Here is a 25,687-nt window from a genome sequence, read left to right as displayed (position 1 = left end):
TTAACGCAGAGTCACCGGTTCAGTTGTGGCTGTGGAGGATGTCGTTCAGCCCGCCCCAGACCGCGTTGTTCGGTCGGGCCTCGACGGCGCCGGTGACCGAGTTGCGGCGGAACAGGATGTTCGAGGCGCCGGAGAGGTCGCGGGCCTTCACGACCTCGCCGTCGGGCATCGTGACCCGGGTGCCGGCGGTGACGTACAGACCGGCCTCGACGACGCACTCGTCACCGAGCGCGATGCCGACGCCCGCCTCGGCGCCGATCAGGCAGCGCTCGCCGATCGAGATGACGACGTTGCCGCCGCCCGAGAGGGTGCCCATGGTGGAGGCGCCGCCGCCGATGTCGGAACCGTTGCCGACGACGACGCCGGCGGAGATCCGGCCCTCGACCATCGAGGTGCCGAGGGTGCCGGCGTTGAAGTTGACGAAGCCCTCGTGCATGACGGTGGTGCCGGCCGCGAGGTGGGCGCCGAGGCGGACCCGGTCGGCGTCGGCGATCCGGACGCCGGCGGGCGCGACGTAGTCCGTCATCCGCGGGAACTTGTCGATGCTGGTGACGGCGAGGTGCAGGCCCTCGGCGCGCGCGTTGAGGCGGACCTTCTCGATGTCGTCGACGGCGACCGGACCGAGCGAGGTCCAGGCGACGTTGGCGAGGAGGCCGAAGACGCCGTCCAGGCTCTGGCCGTGCGGCTTCACCAGACGGTGGCTGAGCAGGTGCAGACGCAGGTAGGCGTCGTGCGCGTCGAGCGGCTTCTCGTCGAGCGAGGAGATGACGGTACGGACGGCGACCACCTCGACGCCGCGGCGGGCGTCCACGCCGAGGGCCTTTGCGGCGCCTTCGCCGAGGGCGTTCACGGCCTCGTCGGGGGTGAGCCGCTCGGTGCCGGCGGGGCCGGCCGCCCCGGTCAGCTCGGGGGCGGGGAACCAGGTGTCGAGAACGGTGCCGTCGCCGGCGATGGTGGCGAGGCCGGCGGCGACGGCGCCGGTGGTGCGAGGAGCAGTGGTCATGACGGAAAACCTAACCGGCGGGGCCCCGCGCGGGCCAACCGGTCTCAGGTGTCGGTCGAGCGGGTAGGCGGTTCCGACGAGCGCGGGAGGGCCCGTCTCGGTCCTTCCTTCAGGTCGGCCGCGCACCTTGCCCGGATACCGAAAGGCTCCCGCTCACGCCGGGCGCAGCACCCGTGTCAGCATCACGCGCGCGTACTCCTCGTCGTACGGCTCGCCGGTGAGCAGGGACTGGAGGCAGATGCCGTCCACGAGGGCGACCAGGGCGCGTGCGGTGACCGGGTCGGTGCGACGGGACAGGGCGGCGACCACGGTCTCGGCCCACTCGGCGGCGACCGGCCGGAGCGCGGGGCGGCGCAGGGCGGCGAGGTAGAGCTCGTACTCCAGCTCCACCTGGGCGCGTTCACCGCCCATCCACTCCCCCATGAGGCGGGCGAGCGCGGCGGCGAGGTCGGTGTCCGGCGCGTTGAGGGCGGGATTCCGGCGGAGCAGCTGCGCGAAGTCCTCGTTGGCCTTGCGGAGGGCGGCGACGAGGAGTTCGTCGAGGGAGGCGAAGTGGTACGTGGTCGAGCCGAGCGGCACGTCCGCCTCGGCGGCCACGGTGCGGTGGCTCAGCCCGGCGATACCGGACCGTCCGGCGACACGGAGGGCCGCGTCGACGATCCGGTCCCGCCGTTCGGGGTCGTGGCGGCGTGCGCGGGCCATCAGTGGGCACCGCCCAGGTTGAGGACGACGACCCCGGCGATGATGAGCGCGATCCCCGCGATCTTGGCGAGGCTGAGGGTCTCGCCGAGGAAGAGGATGCCGATGGCGGCGACGGCGGCGGTGCCGGCGCCGGCCCAGACGGCGTACGCGGTGCCGACCTGGAGCGTCTTGAGTGCCTGCGCGAGGAGCGCGAAGGCGACCACATATCCGATGCCGGTGACGAGCGAGGGCCAGAGCTTGCTGAAGCCCTCGCTGTACTTCATGGAGGTGGTGGCGAGCACCTCGGCCGCGATGGCCCCCGCGAGCAGTCCGTAACCCATGCGTACAAGCGTACACAACGATGCGTACGGGCGTACACAACACTGCCCGATACGGTGTCCCGCATGACGACTCCCCCAGGGCCGCCGCCCTACGGTCCCCCAGGGCCGCCGCCGCCCTACGGCTACGGCTATCCGCCGCCGCCCCCGCCGCCGAAGCCCGGCGTGATACCCCTGGCGCCGCTCAGCTTCAGCACGATCCTGACCGGCGCCTTCACCACCTTCGGCCGCTACTGGAAGCAGCTCCTCGGGGTGGGGGCGGCCGCCTACCTCGGCGCCCTTCTGGTCGTCGGAGCGGCGATCGGCGTCGCGTACCTGGCCGTCGGCGACGGCTTCCCCGCCGTGTTCGACCTGCCCGCGGGGCAGGAGCCGCGATGGGACGACGTCCGCCCGCTGATCATCGCCTTCGCCTGCGTCTGGCTGGTCGCCATGGCCGTGTTCGTCGGCGCGAGCGCCCTGGTGGCGGCGGCCTGCCCGGCCGTGGTCCAGGAGGCGGTGCTCGGCCGGCCCACCTCCTTCGGTGCCCTCTGGCGCCGGTCCTGGGCCCGGGTGCCCGCCGTGCTGGGCACCGTGTTCCTGACCACCGCGGCGCTGCTGGTCCCGATGATCCTCTTCCTCGGCGCCTTCGCCGCGATGGTGGCCGCGCTCGTCGCCGACCTCGGGGACCTGGACGGCGGCGCGACGGCCTCCGACGTCTCGTTCACGATCCCCCTGCTGCTGCTCCTCGCCGCCGTGGCGGTCCTGCCGTTCGGCCTGTGGATCTGGGTGAGGTTCAGCCTGGCCCCGGCGGCCGCCGTGATGGAGGGCCAGGGCCCGGTCGCCTCGATGCGCCGCTCCGCGCACCTGGTCCGCGGCGACTGGTGGCGGGTGTTCGGCTGCCTGTTCGCCGCCGGGATCATGGCCTCCGTCGTCGGCATGCTGATCCAGCAGCTCCTGTCCGCCCTGGCGTCGGCCCCGCTGTCGTTCAGCGACTTCTCCGGTGAGGACTCGGCCGCCGTGGTGGGCTCCATGGTCGTCATCCTCACGGTGCTGATCATCGGCCAGCTGGTCAGCCAGGCGGTCGTCTCCGTCTTCCCGCCACTGGTCACCGCGCTGCTCTACGTCGACCAGCGCATCCGCAAGGAGAACCTGGCGCCGGAGCTGGCCCGCGCCGCGGGACTCGGCTAGCCGAGCCGCCGGCCGGCCCGCAGCCGGCCCCGGACATGCGAGACGGCCGTGCCCCGAAGGGCACGGCCGTCTCGTGTGTACGAGGGTCGATCAGACGTTGAAGCCGAGCGCGCGCAGCTGCTCGCGACCGTCGTCCGTGATCTTGTCCGGGCCCCACGGGGGCATCCAGACCCAGTTGATCTTCAGCTCGCTGACGATGCCGTCCGTCGCGGACTTCGCCTGGTCCTCGATCACATCGGTCAGCGGACAGGCCGCCGACGTCAGGGTCATGTCCAGCGTCGCGATGTTCGACTCGTCGATGTGGATGCCGTAGATCAGGCCCAGGTTGACGACGTCGATGCCCAGCTCGGGGTCGACGACGTCGTACAGCGCCTCACGGACTTCTTCCTCGGAGGCCGGCTTCATCGTGGCCTCGGCGTTCTCGGTCATGCCGACTTCCTCTCCGCCGCGTCGCCCAGAGCCTGGGCGGTCGCGTCCTTCCACGCCATCCAGCTGAGCAGCGCGCACTTCACACGGGCCGGGTACTTGGAGACTCCGGCGAACGCGACCGCGTCCTCCAGGATCTCCTCCATCGCGTCGTCGGGCTCGAGCTGGCCCTTGGACTGCATCAGCTCCAGGAAGGTGCCCTGGATCTTCTGCGCGTCCGCCAGCTCCTTGCCGACGAGCAGCTCGTTGAGGACGGACGCCGAGGCCTGGCTGATGGAGCAGCCCTGGCCCTCGTACGACACGTCCTCGATGCGCGAGCCGTCGTACTTCACGCGGAGCGTGATCTCGTCGCCGCACGTCGGGTTGACGTGGTGCACCTCGGCGTCGCCGTCCCGAAGACCGCGCCCGTGCGGGTGCTTGTAGTGGTCCAGGATGACGTCCTGGTACATCGAATCCAGCTTCACGAGCCGTCCCCTAGCCGAAGAAGTTCCGTACGTGCTCCAGACCCGCGACCAGGGCGTCGACCTCGGCCGGGGTGGAGTACAGATAGAACGACGCCCGCGTGGTCGCAGGAATTCCGTACCGCAGGCAGACCGGCCGCGCGCAGTGGTGGCCGACCCGGACCGCGATGCCCTCTTCGTCGAGGACCTGGCCCACGTCGTGCGGGTGGATGTCGCCGAGCGTGAAGGAGATCGCCGCGCCGCGGTCCTCGGCCGTGGTGGGGCCGATGATCCGCAGGTCCGGAACCTCCTGGAGGCGCCGGACGGCGTACTCGGTGATCGCGTGCTCGTGGCGCGCGATGTTCTCCATGCCGATCGCCGAGAGGTAGTCCACGGCCGCGCCGAGGCCGACGGCCTGGGCGATCGGGGGCGTACCCGCCTCGAACTTGTGCGGGGCCGGCGCGTACGTCGAGGAGTGCATCGACACGGTCTCGATCATCTCGCCGCCGCCCAGGAAGGGCGGCAGGTCCTCGAGCAGCTCCTGGCGGCCCCAGAGGACGCCGATGCCCGTCGGGCCGCACATCTTGTGGCCGGTGAAGGCCACGAAGTCGGCCTGGAGCGCCTGCACGTCCAGGACCATGTGCGGGGCCGCCTGGGAGGCGTCGATGCAGACGAGCGCACCGACCTCCTGGGCGCGACGGATGATCGTCTCGACCGGGTTGACCGTGCCCAGCAGGTTCGACACCAGCGTGAACGAGACGATCTTGGTCTTCTCGGTGATGACCTCTTCGATGTTCGAGAGGTCGAGACGGCCGTCGTCGGTGAGGCCGAACCACTTCAGCTTCGCGCCCGTGCGCTGCGAGAGCAGCTGCCACGGCACGATGTTGGAGTGGTGCTCCATCTCCGTGATGGCGATCTCGGTCTCGTGGTCCACGCGGTAGGGCTCGTCGGCCCAGCCCAGCATGTTGGCCACCAGGTTGAGCGACTCCGAGGCGTTCTTGGTGAAGATCACCTCGTCGCGGCTCGGCGCGTTGATGAAGGCCGCGACCTTGTCACGGGCGCCTTCGTACAGCGCCGTCGCCTCCTCGGCGACCGTGTAGACGCCGCGGTGGACGTTGGCGTTGTGACGCTCGTAGTACGTGTTGAGCGCGTCGAGGACCTGCCGCGGCTTCTGCGAGGTCGCCGCGGAGTCGAGGTACACGATCTTCTTGCCGTCGTGGACCACGCGATCCAGGAGCGGGAAGTCCTTGCGGATCGCCTCGGTGTCGAGGAGGCCGGAGAGCCCCTGATGGGCAGATGTCACGCGGATGCGCCACCCTTCGTGCTGTAGGCCTCGTAACCCTCGTTCTCCAGCTTGTCGGCGAGCTCGGCGCCGCCGGACTCGACGATGCGGCCCTCGGAGAAGACGTGCACGAAGTCGGGCTTGATGTAGCGGAGGATCCGCGTGTAGTGGGTGATCAGCAGGGTGCCGACCTCACCGGTCTCGCGGACTCGGTTGACGCCCTCGGAGACCTGGCGCAGCGCGTCGACGTCCAGGCCGGAGTCGGTCTCGTCGAGGATCGCGATCTTGGGCTTGAGGAGCTCCAGCTGGAGGATCTCGTGGCGCTTCTTCTCACCGCCGGAGAAGCCCTCGTTGACGTTGCGCTCGGCGAAGGCCGGGTCCATCTGGAGCTGCTCCATCGCGGACTTGACCTCCTTCACCCAGGTGCGCAGCTTGGGGGCCTCGCCGCGGATGGCGGTGGCGGAGGTGCGCAGGAAGTTGGAGACCGAGACGCCGGGGACCTCGACCGGGTACTGCATGGCCAGGAAGACGCCGGCGCGGGCGCGCTCGTCGACCGACATCTCCAGGACGTCCTCGCCGTCGAGGGTGACGGTGCCGCCGGTGATCGTGTACTTCGGGTGGCCGGCCAGCGAGTACGCCAGGGTCGACTTGCCGGAGCCGTTGGGGCCCATGACGGCGTGGGTCTCGCCCTGCTTGATGGTCAGGTCGACACCCTTGAGGATCTCGCGGGGGCCGTTCTCGGCCTCGACGGAGACGTGCAGGTTGCGGATTTCAAGCGTTGCCATGGGTGACTCAGGACTCCTGGGTGACGGAGACGAGCACATCGTCCCCTTCGATCTTTACGGGGTATACGGGGACGGGGCGCGTCGCGGGAAGGCCGGAGGGCTTACCGGTGCGGAGGTCGAAGCTGGAGCCGTGCAGCCAGCACTCGATGGCACAGTCCTCGACCTCGCCCTCCGAGAGGGAGACGTTCGCGTGCGAGCAGATGTCGTTGATCGCGAACACCTCGCCCTCGGTGTGCACGACCGACACCGGCGTGCCGTCGACCTCGACCCGCTTCGGGGTGTCGGCCTCGAGCTCGCTCAGTGCGCAGACTCGGACGAAGGCCATCAGACGGAGGCCTCCAGCTCGGCCTCGATCTTGGCGATGAGGCGCTCCTCGACGTCCGGCAGACCGATCTGCTGGACGAGCTCCGCGAAGAAGCCGCGGACGACGAGGCGGCGGGCCTCGGCCTGCGGGATGCCGCGGGACATCAGGTAGAAGAGCTGCTCGTCGTCGAAACGACCGGTGGCCGAGGCGTGACCGGCGCCGGCGATCTCGCCGGTCTCGATCTCCAGGTTCGGTACGGAGTCGACCCGGGCGCCGTCCGTGAGGACCAGGTTCCGGTTGAGCTCGTACGTGTCCGTGCCCTCGGCAGCGGCCTGGATGAGCACGTCGCCGATCCAGACGGCGTGCGCGTCCTGGCCCTGCAGCGCGCCCTTGTAGGCCACGTTGGACTTGCAGTGCGGAGTGTTGTGGTCGACCAGGAGGCGGTGCTCCTGGTGCTGGCCGGCGTCGGTGAAGTACAGACCGAACAGCTCGGCCTCGCCGCCGGGCGCCGCGTACGACACCCGCGGGTGGATGCGGACGACGTCGCCGCCGAAGGTGACGATGACGGACTTGAAGGAGGCGTCGCGGCCGACCAGGGCGTTGTGCTGGGCGACGTGGACGGCCTTCTCGTCCCAGTCCTGGACCGAGACGACGGTCAGCTTGGCGCCGTCGCCCAGGACGTAGTCGACGTTGGCGGCGAGCACCGCGTCGCCGGAGTGGTCGAGGACCACGACGGCCTCGGCGAAGGCGCCGAGCTCGATGACCTGGTGGCCGAAGGCGACGCCGCCCTCACCGTGCACGGTGATGCGGATCGGCTCGGTGAGCACGGCCTCCTTGGCGACGGTGACGACCGAGGCCTTCTCGAAGGAGGAGTACGCCTGCGCGGCGACGCGGTCGACGGGCGTGCCGGCCTTGCCGAGACGCTCGTCCTCGCGGCCGACGGTCTCCACGGTGACGCCCTCGGGGGCCTCGATCTCGACCTTGACGCCCTCGCCGGACGCGACGGCGGTGCCGTCGTGCAGGCCGCGGAGGCGCGCGAGCGGGGTGAACCGCCACTCCTCCTCGCGGCCGTGCGGGACGGGGAAGTCCGCGACGTCGAAGGACGGGGGCGCGCTCATGCGCGTGGCGACGGTGGACTCGGCGGCCACCGCGATCGAGCCGGCGGTGGTGGAGCCCGCCGGGATGTTCTGAGCCTCAGCCATGGCTGTCGTGTTGCTCTCTTCCTGCGTTAAGAAATCAGTCGCTGCGTGGGGTGGGAGCGGGGTGGGGCTTTAGCCCACCGAGCCCTCCATCTGCAGCTCGATCAGCCGGTTGAGCTCCAGGGCGTACTCCATCGGGAGTTCCTTGGCGATGGGCTCGACGAAGCCGCGGACGATCATCGCCATGGCCTCGAACTCGGTGAGGCCGCGGCTCATCAGGTAGAAGAGCTGGTCCTCGGAGACCTTGGAGACGGTGGCCTCGTGGCCCATGGAGACGTCGTCCTCGCGCACGTCCACGTAGGGGTACGTGTCCGAGCGGGAGATCGTGTCGACGAGCAGCGCGTCGCAGAGCACGTTGGACTTGGCGCCCGGGGCACCCTCGCCGATCTCGATGAGACCGCGGTAGGAGGTGCGGCCGCCGCCTCGCGCCACCGACTTGGAGACGATGTTGGAGGAGGTGTTCGGGGCCATGTGGACCATCTTGGCGCCGGCGTCCTGGTGCTGGCCCTCGCCCGCGAAGGCGATGGAGAGGGTCTCGCCCTTGGCGTGCTCGCCCATCAGGTAGACGGCGGGGTACTTCATGGTGACCTTGGAGCCGATGTTGCCGTCGACCCACTCCATGGTGGCGCCCTCGTAGGCGACGGCGCGCTTGGTCACCAGGTTGTAGACGTTGTTCGACCAGTTCTGGATGGTCGTGTAGCGGCAGCGGCCGCCCTTCTTCACGATGATCTCGACGACGGCGCTGTGCAGCGAGTCCGAGGAGTAGATCGGAGCGGTGCAGCCCTCGACGTAGTGGACGTAGGCGTCCTCGTCGACGATGATCAGCGTCCGCTCGAACTGGCCCATGTTCTCCGTGTTGATACGGAAGTAGGCCTGGAGCGGGATCTCGACGTGCACGCCCTTCGGCACGTAGATGAACGATCCGCCGGACCAGACGGCGGTGTTCAGGGAGGCGAACTTGTTGTCGCCGACCGGGATGATCGTGCCGAAGTACTCGCGGAAGAGCTCCTCGTGCTCCTTCAGCGCGGTGTCGGTGTCGACGAAGATGACGCCCTGCTCCTCCAGGTCCTCGCGGATCTGGTGGTAGACGACCTCGGACTCGTACTGGGCGGCGACACCGGCGACGAGGCGCTGCTTCTCCGCCTCGGGGATGCCGAGCTTGTCGTACGTGTTCTTGATGTCCTCCGGCAGGTCCTCCCAGGACTCGGCCTGCTTCTCGGTGGACCGCACGAAGTACTTGATGTTGTCGAAGTCGATGCCGGAGAGGTCGGAGCCCCAGGTCGGCATGGGCTTCTTGTCGAAGAGCCGCAGACCCTTGAGACGCAGCTTCAGCATCCACTCGGGCTCGTTCTTCTTCGAGGAGATGTCGCGGACGACGTCCTCGTTCAGACCGCGCTTGGCGGTGGCGCCGGCGGTGTCGGAGTCGGCCCAGCCGTACTCGTACCGACCCAGGCCCTCGAGCTCGGGGTGGCTGATCTCGGTGGTCATGCGGGGTTCCTCCCGGCCGTGCTGGCGGATGCTGATTCGGTGGTCTGTGGGGCGCTGTGCGGGATGAACGTGGTACAGACGCCGTCACCATGCGCGATGGTGGCCAGACGCTGGACGTGCGTTCCCAGGAGGCGGGAGAAGAACTCCGTCTCCGCCTCGCACAACTGTGGATACTGCTCGGCGACGTGCGCCACCGGGCAGTGGTGCTGGCATAGCTGCTCGCCGACCGGCGCGTTCCGCGCAGTGGCAGCGTACCCGTCGGCGGTCAGGGCCTTGGCAAGCGCCTCGGCCCGGCGCTCGGGTTCGACGGCCTCGACGGCTTCGCGGTAGGCGTCCGCCTGGGCCTCGATCCGGTCGCGGGCGAAGGCGGCCACGGCCGCCTCGCCGCCGGCGTTGCGCTCGATCCACCGGAGCGCTTCGACGGCGAGCGAGTCGTACGACTGGTCGAAGGCGTCCCGGCCGCAGTCGGTGAGCGCGAAGATCTTCGCGGGGCGGCCGCGGGCGCGCGCCCCGTAGACGCGCTGCTCGCGGGCTTCGACGACGTTCTCGGCGACCAGCGAGTCGAGGTGGCGGCGGACGGCCGCCTGGGTGAGGCGAAGGCGTCCGGCGAGATCGGCGACGGTCGACGGCCCGTGATCCAGGATCGACCGAGCGACCCGGTTGCGCGTCGAACGCTCACGGGTCGCGAGTTCCTCCACGGGAGCCGCGCCAACGTTTTTCACAACGCCATTGTTGCGTAATTAATCTCGGACTGACAAGCCGCGCCGGATGCGGCGACGGTGCGGTGCGTCACTCAGGTAAGGCTTACCTGACCTGCGGAAACGATCATTCGTAGGACGAATCACACCCCTCGGCCACGCTCCCCCGCCCACCGGATCCGGCCGCCCCGGGAAGCAGTACATGCAGGCCACAAGGGCTCCGCGGCCCTCGGCACCACCCGGCACGACGAAAAGGAGATCGCCCCCGGATCGCCCGAACCGGTCACTCCGGGCACCCCGGCCCCGGGGCCGGAAGGCCCCCCGGCCCCTCTCTAGACTTCCCGTCATGCGAAACGAGTCCGTCGGGTCCGCCGTCCAGGTCCGTGGCCTGGTCAAGCGGTACGGCAACAAGACCGCCGTCGACGGCCTCGACCTCGACGTGCGGGCCGGCACCGTGACCGCCGTCCTCGGCCCGAACGGGGCCGGCAAGACCACCACGATCGAGACCTGCGAGGGCTACCGGAAGCCCGACGCCGGCACCGTGCGCGTCCTCGGCCTCGACCCGGTCGCCGACGCGGCCGCACTGCGCCCCCGCATCGGCGTCATGCTCCAGACCGGCGGCGTCTACTCCGGCGCCCGCGCCGACGAGATGCTCCGCCACATGGCGAAGCTCCACGCCCACCCGCTGGACGTGGACGCGCTGATCGAACGCCTCGGCCTCGACTCCTGCGGCCGCACCACCTACCGGCGCCTCTCCGGCGGCCAGCAGCAGCGCCTCGCGCTCGCCATGGCCGTCGTCGGCCGCCCCGAGCTCGTCTTCCTCGACGAGCCGACCGCCGGACTCGACCCGCAGGCCCGCCGCGCCACCTGGGACCTCGTGCGCGAGCTGCGCACCGACGGGGTCACCGTGGTCCTCACCACCCACTTCATGCAGGAGGCGGAGGAACTCGCCGACGACGTCGCCATCGTCGACGCCGGCCGGGTCGCCGCCCAGGGCAGCCCCGAACAGCTGTGCCGCGGCGGCGCCGAGAACACCCTCCGCTTCACCGGCCGCCCCGGACTCGACATGGGCTCGCTGCTCAAGGCGCTGCCCGACGGCTCCGCCGCGGCGGAGCCCCTCCCGGGCACGTACCGGATCACCGGCACCGTCGACCCGCAGCTGCTGGCCACGGTCACCAGCTGGTGCGCCCAGCACGGCGTCATGCCCGACGGCATCTCCGTCGAGCGCCACACTCTCGAGGACGTCTTCCTCGAACTGACGGGCAAGGAACTGCGGTCGTGAGCACTGAATCGGTCGTGAGCACCGGTACGTACGCCCCCCGGCCGGGAGGCGCACCCGTCGGCCGCATGATCGCGGCGCAGACGGCCCTGGAGACCAGGATGCTGCTGCGCAACGGCGAGCAGCTGCTGCTCACCGTGATCATCCCGTCGCTGCTCCTGGTGCTCTTCTCCACCGTCGACATCATCACGGTGCCCGTTTCGACGACGGGGGGCGCCGGCAAGGCCGTCGACTTCCTCGCCCCCGGCATCCTGGCGCTCGCCGTCCTGTCGACCGCGTTCACCGGCCAGGCCATCGCGACCGGTTTCGAGCGGCGGTACGGGGTGCTCAAGCGGCTCGGCGCCTCACCGCTCCCCCGCTGGGCGCTGATGACCGCCAAGACGCTCTCCGTCCTGGTGACCGAGGTCCTCCAGATCGCCCTCCTGACGGCGATCGCCCTGGGCCTCGGCTGGTCCCCGCACGGCGACCCGCTGTCGGTCCTGGTCCTCCTGGTCCTCGGCACGGCCGCCTTCTCCGGCCTCGGCCTGCTGATGGCGGGGACGCTGAAGGCGGAGGCCACCCTGGCCGCCGCCAACCTGGTCTTCCTGCTGCTCCTGGTGGGCGGCGGCGTCATCGTGCCGCTGGAGAAGTTCCCGGACGCGGCCCGCTCGGTCCTGGAGCTGCTCCCGATCTCGGCCCTCTCCGACGGCCTGCGCGCGGTCCTCCAGGGCGGCGCGGCCCTGCCCTGGGGCGACGCGCTCACGCTCGCGGTCTGGGCCGTCCTCGGCCTCGGCGCGGCGGCGAAGTTCTTCCGCTGGGAGTAGCGGAGGGGTCCCAGAGGGTGACGTTTCCCGACAAGGCACCCCTCGTGAAAGCGTGCACAAGCCCCGGCCTACGATAGGGCCCGTGCTGACCCCCCTCGCCTCCATCGCCAGGCGCTGGACTCCGTCCCCCGGGACGCTCCGGCGCGCCGCGCTCTCCGCCGTCGTGATGAGCGTGCTCATCATCGTCACCGGTGGCGCGGTCCGGCTGACCGGATCCGGTCTCGGCTGCGACACCTGGCCGAAGTGCACCGACGACAGCCTGATCGTGACACCCGAGCAGGGCTACCGCGGCGTGATCGAGTTCGGCAACCGGATGCTGACCTACGTCCTGTCGGCCGCGGTCGGCTGGGCGATCATCGCCGCCCGGTCCACCAAGCCGTGGCGGCGCGGGCTGACCCGGCTCGCCTGGGCCCAGTTCTGGATCGTGATGAGCAACGCCGTCATCGGCGGCATCACGGTGTGGATGGGCCTCAACCCCTGGACGGTCGCCGGCCACTTCCTCGCCGCCAACGCGCTGCTCACCGTCGCCGTCGTCACCTGGCACCGGACCGGCGAGGGCGACACCGCCGCCCGCCCGCGCGTGCCGCGCCCGGTCCGCAAGCTGGGCTGGGCGATCACGATCACCTCGGGCCTGCTGATCGCGCTCGGTACGACGGTGACCGGCGCCGGCAAGCACGCCGGTGACAGCAGTGACGTGCCGCGCATGCCGTGGGACTGGACGGACGCCGCGCACCTCCACGCCATCGCCGCCTGGGTCGTCTGCGCCCTGGCGCTCGCGATGTGGCTGGTCCTGCGGGTGGTGGACGCCCCGCTCGACACCCGGGCCCGCGCCCGCGACCTCCTGATCGTGCTGCTCGCGCAGGGCGTCGTCGGCTACGTGCAGTACTTCACCGGGGTCCCGGAACTCCTGGTGGCCGCGCACATGCTCGGCTCGTCCCTGATGTGGATCGCGGTCCTGCGCCTGGCCCTGAGCCTGCGCGAGCGCCCGGCCCCCGCGGCGGACATCCCGGCCCAGGCGGACCCCCAGCTCGCGACCGCCTGAGGCTCTCTCCGGAGAACGTCCGGAACCCTACGAGTCCGCCAGGACCCCCCGCTCGACGGCGGGGGGTCCTGGCGGATTCGGCTATGCGGACACCGGCGCGCGCAGCAGCGCGTCGGGCAGGTACCCGGAGCGGACGCCCGGCTCCCAGCCGTGGGCCAGGTGCGCGAGCGCGGCCAGCGCGACGGCGCCCACCGGCAGCAGGGTCCTCGGCCCGGGATCGGCCCCGACGCCCGCCCGGTGCTCCTCCAGCCGGTCCGCGAGCGCCTGCTCGAAGGCCTCGCGGTCGTCGTCGAGCAGCACGCGCAGCAGCCGCTGGTCCGGGCCGAGCGCACCGGCCGCATCGAGGGCCCGCGCCGCGCTCGCCCGCTCCTCCACGTCGGGCCGGCGCACCGGGACGGCCCCGGGTACGGCGCCGGGGTACCGCCCCTCCTCCACGGTCAGATACGCGCAGAGGGCGTCCATCTCGGCGAGGTCCGCCGGCTCCGAGACCGAGTCGAACCGCGAGTACGGCACCCCCTCGCGGATCGCGGGCGCGTAGTCCCTCACGAGCAGCGGACCGATCACCCGGCGCCGCTCCCAGGCCAGCCCGCTGATCAGGCACAGGGCGAACGTGTCGACCCAGGTCCGGGCGGTGGGTACCTCGTGCCCCTGGTCCGTCCCTTCGTCGAAGAGCAGGTCGGCGCTGGAGACCGTCTCGTCGACGAGGGGCAGCGGGACGTCCCAGTCGCCGTCGGGGAAACAGCCGATGCCCAGGACGCCGAGGGCGCACTCGGCGGCGGTGAGCAGCACCGTCCGTGAGGATTCCGTGCCGAGCGCGGGGTCCTCCAGGGTGCGGGCCCCTACGTGGTCGAGGAGTTCGTCGCGCGCCTCCCCGAGGAGCGACAGGGACACCCCGTTGTACCGGAGGTCGTACGAGCGGCGGTGGAATCGCCTCCAGACGTCCTGGAACGTCTGCCCGGTCCTCGCTCCGTCGACCTGGTGCGCTGTCACTTCCCGCATGGCGTCCGCTCCCCCGTGATCCGTTGATCGTGCCCGGGAACGCTATCAACGGCGACCGACAGCGGGTCACGCCAGCCGGTAGACCCGTCGTGCGTTCCCCGCCGCGATCATCGTGGCGACCCGCTGGGCGTCCGTGCGGGACCAGGCGCCGTCCATGACCCATTCGCCGAGCACCCGGGTGAGGGCGGTGCGGAAGACGTTCGCGGCGACCACATGGAGCTCGGGCAGGCCGTGGGCACCGCTGGAGAACAGCAGCTTCCCGAACGGCGCCCGCTCCAGGACCTCGGCGAGGACGGCCGCCGCCCGCGCCCCGGTGTGGGCGAGGACGGGGCCCAGGTCCGCGTGGACGTGCGGGTGCACGGCGGTCAGGTGCGCGGCGGCGCGGTGGTACGGGTAGGAGTGGAGCAGCACCAGGTCGGTGCCGAGCCCCGCGGTGGCGGCGGCGAATCCGGCGAGCGCGGCCGGGTCCCGGTCCCCGGTGTGCAGCTGCAGGGGGCGTCCGGCGGTGACCGCGATCCAGAGCAGATGGCGGAGCAGCACGGGGTCGGTGAGCGGGCCGCCGGCCGGGCGTCCGGCGAGCCAGCGCCCCGCGGCCCCGCGTACCTCTCCGGGTCCCGGGGGTTCGGGCGTGTAGGTGAGTCCTCGGCGTACCCCCGCCACGGAGGTGAAGGCCACGGCGTGGACGGCGGCGCCGTGGACGGCCTCGGCGAGGTTGGCGAGGAAGGCCTCGACGGTCCCCGAGGTGTCGGCGACCTGCTCGGCGAGGGGTTCGAGGCGGACGATCTCATGGGCCTCGGCGGCCCCGGTGACGCCGAGCTCGGCGGGTCCCGTGAGGTCTTCGGGGAGGCCGGTGTCGACGAGGTACGTGGCGATCCCGGAGGCCCGCAGCAGCCTTCGGCCCGCCTCGACGACGCCCAGTTCGCGGCGGCGGGCGAGATACCGGGCCGGGGCGCAGTGCGCTTCGAGACCGAGCAGCGGCGGGCACCACCGGCGCACGGCGAAGCCGGTCTGGGTGTCGAAGAAGGTGGTGCCCGCGGCGGGCAGCGCGCCGCCCCCGCCGAGCTGGGCGCCGAGGCGGGCCTCGAAGGTGCCGAGGCCCAGCTCCGTACGGAGCACCCCGTGGCAGTACTGGTCCACCAGGCTCGGCGTGTCGATCATCTCGGGGGGCTCCCTGTGTGGCCGTGTCGCTTCTCCACACGTCCTAACGGGTGAGCCCCGCACGAGGTTGTTGCCTCAGCTGTTGGAGGGTCCGCCGATCTGGATACCGGCCATCCGGGTCCACTCGTACGGGCCGGTGGCGACCTTGGCGGCGAACTCGCCGTCGAACTCCTCGTGGAGGGTGAGGCCGGCCTTCTCGGCGGCCTGCTGCGCGATCGCGTACGTCGGCGCGACGAGGTCGCCCCAGCCGCCGTCGGTGCCGACGAGGACGATCCGGGTGCCCGCCTGGCCGATGTGCGCAAGGTGTCCCTCGGAGCCGCCGTGCTCCTTGGAGAAGGCCTTGATCTCCTTGGCGAGCCTCGCCGCCCTGCGCTCTGCCTGCTTCGTTTCTGCCATGAAAAGGATGCTACCGAGGGGTAGATCTACTGGCGACGGCCGGGTCACGTGGCCTATCCCACGTGACCCGGCCGCCGGCCGAGCAGATCATCTGAGCGGAGACATCGGACGGGACGTCCTGGAAAGTCCGCCCTGGGGCGTCCCTACCGGAGGAACGGGTCCACCGCGACCGCCACGAAGAGCAGCGACACGTAGGTGATGGACCAGTGGAAGAGGCGCATCTCCTTGAGCTTCGCGCCGGTGGCGCCCGCCTTGGCGCGGTTGAGCAGGCCGTGCGCCTCCCAGAGCCACCACCCGCCGGTGAGCAGGGCGACCGTCAGGTAGAACCAGCCGGTGTAGCCGAGCGGCGTCAGCAGCAGGGAGACGGCGACCATCACCCAGCTGTACGCGACGATCTGCTTGGCGACGACCTTGTTGGAGGCGAGGACCGGGAGCATCGGCACGCCGGCGCGGGCGTAGTCGTCCTTCACCTTCATCGACAGCGGCCAGTAGTGCGGCGGCGTCCAGAAGAAGATGACGAGGAAGAGGATGACCGCGGCCCAGGACATCGAGTCGGTGACGGCCGACCAGCCGATGAGGACCGGGAGGCAGCCGGCGATCCCGCCCCAGACGATGTTCTGGGTGGTGCGGCGCTTCAGGATCATCGTGTAGACCACGACGTAGAAGAGGAGCGCACCGAGGGAGAGGGCGGCGGAGAGCCAGTTGACGAGCAGGCCGAACCAGAGCGTGGAGACCACGGCGAGGGTGAGGCCGAAGACCAGTCCCTCGCGCGGCGTCAGGACACCGGTGACCAGCGGTCGCTGGGAGGTGCGGTCCATCAGCGCGTCGATGTCGCGGTCGATGTACATGTTGAGCGCGTTGGCGCCGCCCGCGGACAGGTAGCCGCCGAAGCAGGTGGCGAGCACCAGCCACAGGTCGGGCACGCCCTGTTCGGCGAGGAACATCACCGGAACGGTGGTGATGAGCAGCAGCTCGATGATCCGCGGCTTGGTCAGCGCCACGTATGCCTTGACGCGGGCCCCGAACGGCCGATGGCCCCCCGGGCTGGGAGTCAAGACGACCCCTGCGGGTCGGGACTCGACGGCCGTCACGCACACCCCTGACAGAGAAATTCCCAGCAAGCCCCCCGGATGAAGGCGGGGTGAAGCTTGCGCGTACCACGCCACTGTAGACGTTGCCCAGACGCCGATCTTCGCGGGGGTGGGGTCGTGTTGAGGGGGTGTGTCCCAAGGCGTGGACACGCCTCGGGAGGCGAAGTCACACGGGCGGCGGCAGTCTTGCTGTGTCCGCTCATCTGAGGGGCATGCACACGAAAAGAGGGACGTTCCGGCGGGGGTAGGCTCGACAACGCCGGTACACCCTCAGTCACCGGCTTCAGACATGTGGAGAGGAGCCCTGACCCAGGGTGAGCACTAAGCCGACCACCACAGACCTCGAGTGGACCGAGTTGGACCAGCGGGCCGTCGACACCGCCCGCATCCTGGCGGCGGACGCCGTACAGAAGGTCGGCAACGGCCATCCCGGTACGGCGATGAGCCTGGCGCCCGCCGCGTACACCCTCTTCCAGAAGGTGATGCGGCACGACCCGGCCGACCCCGAGTGGGTCGGGCGCGACCGGTTCGTCCTCTCCGCGGGACACTCGTCCCTGACCCTCTACACCCAGCTGTACCTGGGTGGCTTCGGGCTCGAGCTGGACGACCTGAAGGCGTTCCGTACCTGGGGCTCGAAGACCCCCGGACACCCGGAGTACGGTCACACCGCCGCGGTCGAGACCACCACGGGCCCGCTGGGCCAGGGTGTCGCCAACGCCGTGGGCATGGCGATGGCCGCCCGCTTCGAGCGCGGTCTGTTCGACCCGGAGGCCGCCGCCGGCACCTCCCCGTTCGACCACCGCATCTACGCGATCGCCGGTGACGGCTGTCTGCAGGAGGGCATCTCCGCTGAGGCGTCCTCGCTCGCCGGCCACCAGAAGCTCGGCAACCTGATCCTGCTGTGGGACGACAACCACATCTCGATCGAGGGTGACACCGAGACGGCCGTGTCCGAGGACACGATGAAGCGGTACGAGGCGTACGGCTGGCACGTCCAGCGCGTCGAGCCGCAGGCCAACGGCGACCTGGACCCGGCGGGGCTGTACGCGGCGATCAAGGCCGCCGAGGCCGAGACCGGGCGCCCGTCGTTCATCGCGATGCGCTCGATCATCGCCTGGCCCGCCCCGAACGCGCAGAACACCGAGGCCGCGCACGGCTCGGCGCTCGGCGACGAGGAGATCGCGGCCACCAAGCGCGTCCTCGGCTTCGACCCGGAGCAGACCTTCGAGGTCACCGACGAGGTCATCGCGCACACCCGTTCGCTCGGCGACCGCGGCCGCGAGGCCCGCGCCGCCTGGGAGAAGTCGCTCGCCGAGTGGCGTACGGCCAACCCGGAGCGCGCCGCCGAGTTCGACCGCATCCAGGCGAACGAGCTGCCGGCCGGCTGGGCCGAGAAGCTCCCGGTCTTCGAGCCGGGCAAGGGTGTCGCCACCCGCGCCGCCTCGGGCCAGGTCCTCAAGGCGCTCGGCGCGGTCATCCCGGAGCTGTGGGGCGGCTCGGCCGACCTCGCCGGCTCCAACAACACGACGATCGACAAGGACTCGTCGTTCCTGCCCGAGGGCAACCCGCTGCCGGAGGCCGACAAGTACGGCCGCACGATCCACTTCGGCATCCGCGAGCACTCCATGGCCGCGGAGATGAACGGCATCGCGCTGCACGGCAACACGCGCATCTACGGCGGCACCTTCCTGGTGTTCTCCGACTACATGCGCAACGCGGTGCGGCTGTCCGCACTGATGCACCTGCCGGTCACGTACGTCTGGACCCACGACTCGATCGGTCTGGGCGAGGACGGCCCGACGCACCAGCCGGTGGAGCACCTGGCCTCGCTGCGCGCGATCCCGGGTCTCAACGTGGTCCGTCCGGCCGACGCCAACGAGACGGCCATCGCCTGGCGCGAGATCATGCAGCGCCACACGAAGGTCTTCGGCAAGGGCGCCCCGCACGGTCTGGCGCTGACCCGCCAGGGTGTGCCGACGTACGCGCCGAACGAGGACACGGTCAAGGGCGGCTACGTGCTGTTCGAGGCCGACGGCGGCGCTCCGGAGGTCGTGCTGATCGGCACGGGCTCCGAGGTGCACCTGGCCGTCGAGGCCCGCGAGCAGCTCCAGGCCGCCGGTGTCCCGACCCGCGTGGTCTCGATGCCGTCCGTGGAGTGGTTCGAGGAGCAGGACCAGGCGTACAAGGACTCCGTCCTGCCGCCGTCGGTCAAGGCCCGTGTCGCGGTCGAGGCCGGTATCGGTCTCACCTGGCACCGCTACGTCGGGGACGCCGGCCGGATCGTCTCCCTGGAGCACTTCGGTGCCTCGGCGGACGCGAAGGTCCTGTTCCGCGAGTTCGGTTTCACGCCGGAGGCCATCGTCGCCGCCGCCCGGGAATCGATCGACGCCGCCGCGCGCTGATCCGCATACGTACGACTTAATGGAGATGGAATTCTCATGACAGACGCTCTCAAGCGCCTCTCCGACGAAGGCGTCGCGATCTGGCTGGACGACCTCTCGCGCAAGCGGATCACGTCCGGCAACCTGGCCGAGCTCATCGACCAGAGCCACGTGGTCGGTGTGACCACGAACCCGTCGATCTTCCAGAAGGCCATCTCGCACGGTGACGGTTACGAGCAGCAGCTCGCCGACCTCGCCGCGCGCAAGGTGACCGTCGACGAGGCCATCCGGATGATCACGACGGCGGACGTCCGCGACGCCGCCGACATCCTGCGGCCGGTCTTCGAGGCGACCGAGGGCCAGGACGGCCGGGTCTCCATCGAGGTCGACCCCCGTCTCGCCCACGAGACGACCGCCACCATCGCCGAGGCCAAGCAGCTGGCCTGGCTGGTGGACCGTCCCAACACGCTGATCAAGATTCCGGCCACCAAGGCGGGTCTGCCGGCGATCACCGAGGTCATCGGCCTCGGCATCAGCGTCAACGTGACGCTGATCTTCTCGCTGGAGCGCTACCGCGCGGTCATGGACGCCTACCTGGCGGGTCTGGAGAAGGCCCGCGAGCGCGGCCTCGACCTCTCCAAGATCCACTCGGTGGCCTCCTTCTTCGTGTCCCGGGTGGACTCGGAGATCGACAAGCGCCTGGACGCCCTCGGCACCGACGAGGCCAAGGCCCTCAAGGGCAAGGCCGCCCTGGCCAACGCCCGCCTTGCGTACGAGGCGTACGAGGAGGTCTTCTCCTCGGAGCGCTGGACCGCCCTCGACAAGGCGCAGGCCAACAAGCAGCGTCCGCTGTGGGCCTCGACCGGCGTCAAGGACCCGGCGTACAAGGACACCCTGTACGTCGTGGACCTGGTCGCCCCGGGCACGGTCAACACCATGCCGGAGGCCACCCTGGAGGCCACCGCCGACCACGGTGTGGTCGACGGTGACACCGTGCGCGGCACCTACGACCAGTCGCGTGCCGAGCTCGCGGCCGTCGAGAAGCTGGGCATCGCCTACGACGACGTCGTCCAGCTCCTCGAGGACGAGGGCGTCGAGAAGTTCGAGGCGTCCTGGAACGACCTTCTCAAGTCCACCGAGGCGGAGCTCTCGCGCCTCGCACCTTCGGAGGCGTAAGCACTTTGAGCGCAGTCCACGGAGCCAACCCGCTCCGTGACGCCGCAGACCGACGGCTCCCGCGTATCGCGGGGCCGTCGGGTCTGGTGATCTTCGGCGTCACGGGCGATTTGTCCCGTAAGAAGCTGATGCCTGCCGTCTACGACCTGGCCAACCGCGGCCTGCTGCCGCCGGGCTTCTCGCTCATCGGCTTCGCCCGCCGGGAGTGGCAGGACGAGGACTTCGCGCAGGAGGTCCACGACGCCGTCGAGCAGCACGCGCGCACCCCGTTCCGCGAGGAGGTGTGGCAGCAGCTGATCCAGGGGATGCGTTTCGTCCAGGGCGACTTCGACGACGACGAGGCGTTCGAGCAGCTGAAGGACACCATCGAGGAGCTGGACAAGGCACAGGGCACGGGCGGCAACTTCGCCTTCTACCTGTCGGTCCCGCCGAAGTTCTTCCCCAAGGTCGTCCAGCAGCTCAAGAAGCACGGGCTCGCCGACCAGAAGGACGGCTCCTGGCGCCGCGCGGTCATCGAGAAGCCCTTCGGCCACGACCTGGTCTCCGCCAAGGAGCTCAACGAGGTCGTCCACGAGGTCTTCCCGCCCAACGAGGTCTTCCGGATCGACCACTACCTCGGCAAGGAGACCGTCCAGAACATCCTGGCGCTCCGCTTCGCCAACACCCTCTTCGAGCCGATCTGGAACCGGTCGTACGTCGACCACGTGCAGATCACCATGGCCGAGGACATCGGCATCGGTGGCCGCGCCGGCTACTACGACGGCATCGGCGCCGCCCGTGACGTCATCCAGAACCACCTGCTCCAGCTGCTCGCGCTGACCGCGATGGAGGAGCCCGCCTCCTTCGACGCCGATGCGCTCGCCGCCGAGAAGACCAAGGTCCTCGGCGCGGTGAAGCTGCCCAAGGACCTGGGCGAGTCCACGGTCCGCGGCCAGTACGCGGCCGGGTGGCAGGGCGGCGCGAAGGCCGTCGGCTACCTCCAGGAAGACGGCATCGACCCCCAGTCGAAGACCGACACCTACGCGGCCATCAAGCTGGAGATCGACAACCGCCGCTGGGCGGGCGTCCCCTTCTACCTGCGCACCGGCAAGCGGCTCGGCCGCCGCGTCACCGAGATCGCGGTCGTCTTCCAGCGCGCCCCGCACTCCCCCTTCGACTCCACCGCGACCGAGGAACTCGGCCGCAACGCCATCGTCATCCGGGTCCAGCCGGACGAGGGCGTGACGATGCGGTTCGGCTCCAAGGTGCCCGGCACCCAGATGGAGATCCGGGACGTGTCGATGGACTTCGCCTACGGCGAGTCCTTCACGGAGTCCAGCCCCGAGGCGTACGAGCGGCTCATCCTCGACGTCCTGCTCGGCGACTCCAACCTCTTCCCGCGCGTCGAGGAGGTCGAGCTGTCCTGGAAGATCCTCGACCCGATCGAGCAGTTCTGGGACAAGCACGGCAAGCCCGCGCAGTACCAGTCCGGGACCTGGGGTCCGGTCGAGGCGGACGAGATGCTCGCACGAGACGGACGGAGCTGGCGCCGGCCATGAAGACCGACCTGACGGACACCACGTCCTCCAAGATCAACAAGGCGCTGGTGCTCGGGCGGCGGGCGATCGGCACGCCGGCCGTCGGCATGGTGCTCACCCTCGTCATCGTCACCGACGAGGAGAACGCCTACGACGCGCTGAAGGCAGCCAACGAGGCGTCCCGCGAGCACCCCTCGCGGACCCTCGTCGTCATCAAGCGGGTCTCGCGCTCCCCGCGGGACCGTTCCAAGGCACGACTCGACGCCGAGGTCCGCCTCGGCGCCGACGCCAGCACCGGTGAGACGGTGGTCCTCCGGCTGTACGGCGAGGTCGGCGACCACGCCCAGTCGGTGGTCCTGCCGCTGCTCCTCCCGGACGCCCCCGTCGTCGTCTGGTGGCCGGTCAACGCGCCGACCGACCCGGCGAAGGACCCGCTGGGCGCCCTCGCCCAGCGCCGGGTGACCGACACGTACGCCGCCGAGCAGCCCATCCACGAGCTGACCGCGCGCGCGGACGCGTACACCCCGGGCGACACGGACCTCGCGTGGACCCGGATCACCCCGTGGCGTTCGATGCTCGCCGCCGCGCTCGACCAGGTCGTGTGCGAGGTGACCTCCGCCGAGGTCGAGGGCGAGGAGTTCAACCCGAGCGTCGAGCTGCTCGCCATGTGGCTGGCGGAGCGGCTGAAGATCCCGGTGCGCCGCTCTAAGTCGACGGGTCCCGGTCTCACCTCCGTACGGATGGAGACCAGCTCCGGCCCGATCGTCCTCGACCGGCCCGACGGCTCGCTCGCGACGCTCTCCATCCAGGGGCAGCCCGACCGCGCAGTGGCGCTCAAGCGCCGCGACACGGCCGAGCTGATCGCGGAGGAGCTGCGCCGGCTGGACCCGGACGACACCTACGCGACGGCGCTCAAGTTCGGCCTCGAGCGGCTCGACGAGGAGGCGGCCGTCACCGCCCCCGAGGTCGACGTGGAGACGGTCGCGGAGCCCGCTCCGGAAGCCGCTGTGGAGTCGGCCGCCCCGGCCGCCCCGGCCGCCAAGCCCGCCGCGAGGAAGACCCCGGCCAAGAAGGCGGCGACCAAGTGAGCACGCCCCAGCTGGTCGTCCACCGCGACAAGGAGCTGATGGCCGAGGCCGCGGCCGCCCGGCTGATCACGAAGATCGTGGACGCCCAGGCGGCCCGCGGCTCCGCCTCGGTCGTGCTCACCGGCGGACGCAACGGCAACGGCCTGCTGGCGGCGCTCGGTTCCGCGCCCGCGCGGGACGCGATCGACTGGTCGCGGCTCGACCTGTGGTGGGGCGACGAGCGTTTCCTGCCTTCAGGAGACCCCGAGCGGAACGTCACCCAGGCCCGGGAGGCGCTGCTCGACCGGGTGCCGCTCGACCCGGCTCGGGTGCACGCCATGCCGGCCTCGGACGGCCCGTACGGCTCCGACGTCGACGCGGCCGCGGCCGCGTACGCGGAGGAGCTGGCCGCCGCCGCGGGTCCCGGTGACCACGGCGGAGTGCCGACCTTCGACGTCCTGATGCTGGGCGTCGGCCCGGACACCCATGTGGCCTCGCTCTTCCCGGAGCTGCCCGCGGTCCGCGAGACCGAGCGGACGGTGGTCGGCGTGCACGGTGCGCCCAAGCCTCCGCCCGTACGGGTCTCGCTGACCCTTCCGGCGATCCGGGCGGCGAAGGAGGTCTGGCTGCTCGCGGCCGGCGAGGACAAGGCGAAGGCGGCGGCGATCGCGCTGTCGGGCGCGGGCGAGGTGCAGGCCCCGGCGGCGGGCGCCTACGGCCGCTCGCGCACCCTGTGGCTGCTGGACGCGGCGGCGGCCTCGGAGCTGCCGCGGAGTCTGTACCCGCCGGCGTCCGCCTGACACGACGCCCCGGAGGCCCGGTTCACCCCTCGGTGGACCGGGCCTCCTGCGTCGGTACGGGTTCGAGGAAGGGCGTGAGCAGGTCCGGTACGGCCTCGGCCGCGAAGGTCAGGCCCTGGGTCTGACCCGCGTCGAGGATGTCGTACGCGCCCGCTCCGGCCGCCGTGGTCGCGGTGAGGGTCAGCACGCCGGCCCGCCGCTGGAAGTACGACTGCTTGACGGTCCAGCCGATGACGCCGGAGCGCTGGAGGGCGACCGTGGCCCGCCGGACCGTACCCGAACGGGTCACCAGGTAGGCGCCGCTGACACCGTGTCCGAGAGCGCGGTACGCGTCGAGCGCGAAGAGCACGGCGACCGGGCCGAGGACGACCGCGCAGCCGGCCGCCGCGTACAGCAGGACCGGGGTGAGGAGCACTCCGAGGAGGACGAGAACCGCCACGGGCAGCAGGACGCTCCCCAGCGCCCAGCGCACCCTCCGGGTGCGGGCGGCCCGGGGGTGGACGGCGAGGGGCGCCCCGGTGGGCGGCTCCGGCTCGCGCAGGACCTGGGCGGCGACCCGGTCGGCCACCGCCCGCTCCGCGGCCGGCAGCAGGGTCTTGAGGTCGGCGTGCTTGTCGTCGTCGTCCTTGACGAGCCCGGTGGCGACGGCGTCGACCCGGGCCGCCCCGAACGCGCGGACGCCGAGCGGCTCGACCAGCTCGATGCCGCGCAGCCTGCGCTCCTCTATGGAGACCGAGCGGGCGGTGAAGAGTCCGCGGGTGACCCGCAGGGTGCCGCCGGGCTCGCGCTCCAGACGGTGGTTCCACCACATCTCGACCCAGAGGCCGAGCGCGCCGACGGTTCCGGCGACGGTGGCGAGGAAGGTCAGCACGAGGATCGTCCAGAGGAGGGAGACGTCCTGGAACCGGTCCCCTATCCAGTCGATGACCTCCCCCTGGACGCCGAACCACTCGCTGACCTGCATGACCGCTCCGGCCGCCGCGCCGCCGAGCGCGGGGGTGAGGAAGGAGACGGGTGCGTAGCGGATCCAGCGCGGGTCGAGCGTCGCGAGAGCGGGGTCGTGGTCCGGGGCCTCGGGGGCGGCGGCGGGCCGGGCGAGCAGCTCGTGGCGGAGCCGCTCCCCCTCGGCCCGGGTGACCAGGTCGAGTTCGAGCGTGGAGTCGCCGCCGCCGGTGTGCTCACCGGTGCCGATACGGACCTTGACGAGGCCGAGGACGCGCTGGAGCGGGTTGGCGGTGAGGTCGACGCTGCGGATGCGCTCACGGGCGAGCGAGCGACGCCGGACGAGGAGGAGACCGGTGTGGAGCTCCACCCTCCCCCCGCCTTCGGCCGGGGGTGCCCCCGTCTCGCTCCGCTCGCTGCCGACCCGGTAGCGGGTGCGGCGGAGGCGGACGGTCTCGACCGCGATGTCGGCGAGCAGGGCGAGGGCGACGCCCGCGGCCACCCAGGCGGCGGCCTGCCACAGCGGGCGCGGCCCGGCCAGCGCGAAGGTGACGGGCAGCGCGGCGCCGGCCAGGACGCCGCCGAAGAGGACGACCCGGACGAGGACGGTACGGGGATCGAGGCGGCGCCAGTCCGGGTCCTCGTTCCCGTCGGTGACCGGGCCGGGCGCCGTCCGGGTGACCTCGTCCGCGGCCTTCACGGTCACCTCGTCCGCCGCCTCGTTCATGTGGCGTCCCCGGGGGTGGCCTGGGTGATGACGGTCAGCCGCTCGGCCAGCTCGGCGGCCAGCTCGTGGTCGAGGCCCTCGATCCGGATCGCTCCCTTGGAGGAGGCGGTGGTCACCGTGACGGTGGCGAGCCGGTAGCCCTGCTCCAGCGGGCCGCGCGAGGTGTCGACGGTCTGGATGCGGGACATCGGCGCGATCCGCCACTCCTGCCAGAGGGCCCCCGTACGGACGTAGACGGCGTCCTCGGTGACCTCCCAGCGGTGCACCCGGAACCACCAGGCGGGGAAGAACGCGGTACAGGCGAGGCCCAGGACCGCCACGGCCCCGGCCGAGACCAGCAGCCAGAACCGGGCGGGCCCGATGAAGGCGCCGAGGACGCCGAGGACCGCCACCGGTACGGCGGTGGTCGCCAGGAGTCGGCTCCGCCACCAGGCGACGGCCCGCTCGTCCACGGCGTTCCTGGGCGGCCGCAGCCGCACCGCGTTCTCCCCCGTCATG

The 25,687-nt window shown here is 71.1% G+C and carries 26 protein-coding genes; 9 read left to right on the top strand and 17 right to left on the bottom strand.

The annotated features are described in order from the left end of the window. Positions 1-19: 19 nt before the first annotated feature. The 3 genes from dapD to ACZ4XX_RS05640 form a co-directional block, all read right to left on the bottom strand. Positions 20-1,003 (bottom strand): 2,3,4,5-tetrahydropyridine-2,6-dicarboxylate N-succinyltransferase, encoded by a 984-nt coding sequence (gene dapD, locus ACZ4XX_RS05650; protein WP_468506673.1) that lies wholly within the window; start codon positions 1,001-1,003, stop codon positions 20-22. A 153-nt stretch (positions 1,004-1,156) separates the two neighbouring features. After that, complete coding sequence (locus ACZ4XX_RS05645) at positions 1,157-1,705, bottom strand: TetR/AcrR family transcriptional regulator (protein ID WP_468506672.1); 549 nt, start codon at positions 1,703-1,705, stop codon at positions 1,157-1,159. Beyond that, entirely contained in the window at positions 1,705-2,025 is a 321-nt protein-coding gene (locus ACZ4XX_RS05640) for a DMT family transporter (RefSeq protein WP_209494172.1), read from the bottom strand. The genes ACZ4XX_RS05645 and ACZ4XX_RS05640 overlap by 1 nt, the downstream gene beginning before the upstream one ends. A 63-nt stretch (positions 2,026-2,088) precedes the next feature. Here ACZ4XX_RS05640 and ACZ4XX_RS05635 point away from each other — a divergent pair, with 63 nt between their 5' ends. Beyond that, positions 2,089-3,189 (top strand): DUF7847 domain-containing protein, encoded by a 1,101-nt coding sequence (locus tag ACZ4XX_RS05635; protein WP_384911961.1) that lies wholly within the window; start codon positions 2,089-2,091, stop codon positions 3,187-3,189. 90 nt (positions 3,190-3,279) lie between these two features. On the opposite strand, the gene ACZ4XX_RS05630 is transcribed toward ACZ4XX_RS05635, so the two are convergent. The 8 genes from ACZ4XX_RS05630 to ACZ4XX_RS05595 form a co-directional block, all read right to left on the bottom strand. Beyond that, positions 3,280-3,618: a metal-sulfur cluster assembly factor gene (locus ACZ4XX_RS05630; RefSeq protein WP_055602247.1), complete on the bottom strand. Its 339-nt coding sequence runs from the start codon at positions 3,616-3,618 to the stop codon at positions 3,280-3,282. Further along, on the bottom strand, positions 3,615-4,079 hold the full coding sequence (gene sufU / locus ACZ4XX_RS05625; RefSeq protein WP_468506671.1) for a Fe-S cluster assembly sulfur transfer protein SufU: 465 nt from the start codon (positions 4,077-4,079) through the stop codon (positions 3,615-3,617). Before sufU ends, ACZ4XX_RS05630 begins: the two co-directional genes overlap by 4 nt. Positions 4,080-4,089: 10 nt before the next feature. After that, positions 4,090-5,358, bottom strand: coding sequence for a cysteine desulfurase (locus tag ACZ4XX_RS05620; protein WP_030322528.1), 1,269 nt, complete (start codon positions 5,356-5,358; stop codon positions 4,090-4,092). Continuing rightward, a complete protein-coding gene (sufC, locus tag ACZ4XX_RS05615; RefSeq protein WP_318207162.1) occupies positions 5,355-6,122 on the bottom strand; it encodes a Fe-S cluster assembly ATPase SufC in 768 nt (255 codons plus the stop codon). The genes ACZ4XX_RS05620 and sufC overlap by 4 nt, the downstream gene beginning before the upstream one ends. 7 nt (positions 6,123-6,129) lie before the next feature. Further along, the gene (locus ACZ4XX_RS05610; protein WP_030322524.1) at positions 6,130-6,447 is read right to left on the bottom strand and encodes a bifunctional 3-phenylpropionate/cinnamic acid dioxygenase ferredoxin subunit; all 318 of its coding nucleotides are present in this window, start codon (positions 6,445-6,447) and stop codon (positions 6,130-6,132) included. After that, positions 6,447-7,628, bottom strand: coding sequence for a Fe-S cluster assembly protein SufD (sufD, locus tag ACZ4XX_RS05605; protein WP_389027434.1), 1,182 nt, complete (start codon positions 7,626-7,628; stop codon positions 6,447-6,449). The genes ACZ4XX_RS05610 and sufD overlap by 1 nt, the downstream gene beginning before the upstream one ends. Before the next feature lie 69 nt (positions 7,629-7,697). Beyond that, positions 7,698-9,113 carry a Fe-S cluster assembly protein SufB gene (sufB, locus tag ACZ4XX_RS05600; RefSeq protein WP_030322521.1) on the bottom strand — a complete coding sequence of 472 codons (1,416 nt, stop codon included), beginning with the start codon at positions 9,111-9,113 and terminating at the stop codon, positions 7,698-7,700. Next, positions 9,110-9,835, bottom strand: a complete 726-nt coding sequence (locus tag ACZ4XX_RS05595) for a helix-turn-helix transcriptional regulator (protein ID WP_468506670.1) — start codon at positions 9,833-9,835, stop codon at positions 9,110-9,112. Before ACZ4XX_RS05595 ends, sufB begins: the two co-directional genes overlap by 4 nt. Before the next feature lie 322 nt (positions 9,836-10,157). On the opposite strand from ACZ4XX_RS05595, the gene ACZ4XX_RS05590 reads away from it, so the two are divergent. The 3 genes from ACZ4XX_RS05590 (at position 10,158) to ACZ4XX_RS05580 (ending at position 12,935) form a co-directional block, all read left to right on the top strand. Next, positions 10,158-11,093 carry an ABC transporter ATP-binding protein gene (locus ACZ4XX_RS05590; RefSeq protein ID WP_468506669.1) on the top strand — a complete coding sequence of 312 codons (936 nt, stop codon included), beginning with the start codon at positions 10,158-10,160 and terminating at the stop codon, positions 11,091-11,093. A 14-nt stretch (positions 11,094-11,107) separates the two neighbouring features. Beyond that, entirely contained in the window at positions 11,108-11,893 is a 786-nt protein-coding gene (locus ACZ4XX_RS05585; RefSeq protein ID WP_468506778.1) for an ABC transporter permease, read from the top strand. Between the two features lie 73 nt (positions 11,894-11,966). Beyond that, positions 11,967-12,935 carry a COX15/CtaA family protein gene (locus ACZ4XX_RS05580; RefSeq protein WP_468506777.1) on the top strand — a complete coding sequence of 323 codons (969 nt, stop codon included), beginning with the start codon at positions 11,967-11,969 and terminating at the stop codon, positions 12,933-12,935. An 81-nt stretch (positions 12,936-13,016) separates the two neighbouring features. Here ACZ4XX_RS05580 and ACZ4XX_RS05575 read toward each other — a convergent pair whose 3' ends face one another. From ACZ4XX_RS05575 to ACZ4XX_RS05560, 4 genes are all read right to left on the bottom strand, one after another. Further along, positions 13,017-13,934, bottom strand: a complete 918-nt coding sequence (locus tag ACZ4XX_RS05575; protein WP_468506668.1) for an Imm49 family immunity protein — start codon at positions 13,932-13,934, stop codon at positions 13,017-13,019. A gap of 66 nt (positions 13,935-14,000) precedes the next feature. Further along, positions 14,001-15,092 (bottom strand): amidohydrolase family protein, encoded by a 1,092-nt coding sequence (locus tag ACZ4XX_RS05570; RefSeq protein ID WP_468506667.1) that lies wholly within the window; start codon positions 15,090-15,092, stop codon positions 14,001-14,003. Positions 15,093-15,167: 75 nt separating this feature from the next. After that, positions 15,168-15,488: a hypothetical protein gene (locus ACZ4XX_RS05565; protein ID WP_468506666.1), complete on the bottom strand. Its 321-nt coding sequence runs from the start codon at positions 15,486-15,488 to the stop codon at positions 15,168-15,170. Between the two features lie 143 nt (positions 15,489-15,631). Next, a complete protein-coding gene (locus ACZ4XX_RS05560) occupies positions 15,632-16,579 on the bottom strand; it encodes a heme o synthase (protein ID WP_468506665.1) in 948 nt (315 codons plus the stop codon). A gap of 314 nt (positions 16,580-16,893) precedes the next feature. Here ACZ4XX_RS05560 and tkt point away from each other — a divergent pair, with 314 nt between their 5' ends. From tkt to pgl, 5 genes are read left to right on the top strand one after another with little or no spacing between them, the layout of a single operon-like run. Further along, positions 16,894-18,981 carry a transketolase gene (gene tkt, locus ACZ4XX_RS05555; protein WP_468506664.1) on the top strand — a complete coding sequence of 696 codons (2,088 nt, stop codon included), beginning with the start codon at positions 16,894-16,896 and terminating at the stop codon, positions 18,979-18,981. 36 nt (positions 18,982-19,017) lie between these two features. After that, a complete protein-coding gene (gene tal, locus ACZ4XX_RS05550) occupies positions 19,018-20,136 on the top strand; it encodes a transaldolase (protein ID WP_468506663.1) in 1,119 nt (372 codons plus the stop codon). 5 nt (positions 20,137-20,141) lie between these two features. After that, positions 20,142-21,674 carry a glucose-6-phosphate dehydrogenase gene (gene zwf / locus ACZ4XX_RS05545; RefSeq protein ID WP_468506662.1) on the top strand — a complete coding sequence of 511 codons (1,533 nt, stop codon included), beginning with the start codon at positions 20,142-20,144 and terminating at the stop codon, positions 21,672-21,674. Beyond that, positions 21,671-22,741, top strand: coding sequence for a glucose-6-phosphate dehydrogenase assembly protein OpcA (gene opcA, locus ACZ4XX_RS05540; RefSeq protein WP_468506661.1), 1,071 nt, complete (start codon positions 21,671-21,673; stop codon positions 22,739-22,741). Before zwf ends, opcA begins: the two co-directional genes overlap by 4 nt. After that, the gene (pgl, locus tag ACZ4XX_RS05535) at positions 22,738-23,520 is read left to right on the top strand and encodes a 6-phosphogluconolactonase (protein WP_468506660.1); all 783 of its coding nucleotides are present in this window, start codon (positions 22,738-22,740) and stop codon (positions 23,518-23,520) included. Before opcA ends, pgl begins: the two co-directional genes overlap by 4 nt. A 22-nt stretch (positions 23,521-23,542) precedes the next feature. On the opposite strand, the gene ACZ4XX_RS05530 is transcribed toward pgl, so the two are convergent. Then, on the bottom strand, positions 23,543-25,189 hold the full coding sequence (locus tag ACZ4XX_RS05530) for a PH domain-containing protein (protein ID WP_468506659.1): 1,647 nt from the start codon (positions 25,187-25,189) through the stop codon (positions 23,543-23,545). Beyond that, complete coding sequence (locus tag ACZ4XX_RS05525; RefSeq protein ID WP_468506658.1) at positions 25,186-25,686, bottom strand: PH domain-containing protein; 501 nt, start codon at positions 25,684-25,686, stop codon at positions 25,186-25,188. The genes ACZ4XX_RS05530 and ACZ4XX_RS05525 overlap by 4 nt, the downstream gene beginning before the upstream one ends. Position 25,687: the final 1 nt, after the last annotated feature.

The organism is Streptomyces sp. NPDC029956 (genome assembly GCF_055574655.1).
The sequence above is the reverse complement of the archived record's forward strand: the minus strand, read 5'-3'. Positions and strand labels throughout refer to the sequence as shown.

Excerpts from the sequence above, each read along its gene's own strand:
- dapD (WP_468506673.1), bottom strand. The coding sequence starts at position 1,003 with ATGACCACTGCTCCTCGCACCACCGGCGCCGTCGCCGCCGGCCTCGCC.
- ACZ4XX_RS05645 (WP_468506672.1), bottom strand. The coding sequence starts at position 1,705 with ATGGCCCGCGCACGCCGCCACGACCCCGAACGGCGGGACCGGATCGTC.
- ACZ4XX_RS05640 (WP_209494172.1), bottom strand. The coding sequence starts at position 2,025 with ATGGGTTACGGACTGCTCGCGGGGGCCATCGCGGCCGAGGTGCTCGCC.
- ACZ4XX_RS05635 (WP_384911961.1), top strand. The coding sequence starts at position 2,089 with ATGACGACTCCCCCAGGGCCGCCGCCCTACGGTCCCCCAGGGCCGCCG.
- ACZ4XX_RS05630 (WP_055602247.1), bottom strand. The coding sequence starts at position 3,618 with ATGACCGAGAACGCCGAGGCCACGATGAAGCCGGCCTCCGAGGAAGAA.
- sufC (WP_318207162.1), bottom strand. The coding sequence starts at position 6,122 with ATGGCAACGCTTGAAATCCGCAACCTGCACGTCTCCGTCGAGGCCGAG.
- ACZ4XX_RS05610 (WP_030322524.1), bottom strand. The coding sequence starts at position 6,447 with ATGGCCTTCGTCCGAGTCTGCGCACTGAGCGAGCTCGAGGCCGACACC.
- sufD (WP_389027434.1), bottom strand. The coding sequence starts at position 7,628 with ATGGCTGAGGCTCAGAACATCCCGGCGGGCTCCACCACCGCCGGCTCG.
- sufB (WP_030322521.1), bottom strand. The coding sequence starts at position 9,113 with ATGACCACCGAGATCAGCCACCCCGAGCTCGAGGGCCTGGGTCGGTAC.
- ACZ4XX_RS05590 (WP_468506669.1), top strand. The coding sequence starts at position 10,158 with ATGCGAAACGAGTCCGTCGGGTCCGCCGTCCAGGTCCGTGGCCTGGTC.
- ACZ4XX_RS05575 (WP_468506668.1), bottom strand. The coding sequence starts at position 13,934 with ATGCGGGAAGTGACAGCGCACCAGGTCGACGGAGCGAGGACCGGGCAG.
- ACZ4XX_RS05570 (WP_468506667.1), bottom strand. The coding sequence starts at position 15,092 with ATGATCGACACGCCGAGCCTGGTGGACCAGTACTGCCACGGGGTGCTC.
- ACZ4XX_RS05565 (WP_468506666.1), bottom strand. The coding sequence starts at position 15,488 with ATGGCAGAAACGAAGCAGGCAGAGCGCAGGGCGGCGAGGCTCGCCAAG.
- tal (WP_468506663.1), top strand. The coding sequence starts at position 19,018 with ATGACAGACGCTCTCAAGCGCCTCTCCGACGAAGGCGTCGCGATCTGG.
- opcA (WP_468506661.1), top strand. The coding sequence starts at position 21,671 with ATGAAGACCGACCTGACGGACACCACGTCCTCCAAGATCAACAAGGCG.
- ACZ4XX_RS05530 (WP_468506659.1), bottom strand. The coding sequence starts at position 25,189 with ATGAACGAGGCGGCGGACGAGGTGACCGTGAAGGCCGCGGACGAGGTC.
- ACZ4XX_RS05525 (WP_468506658.1), bottom strand. The coding sequence starts at position 25,686 with ATGACGGGGGAGAACGCGGTGCGGCTGCGGCCGCCCAGGAACGCCGTG.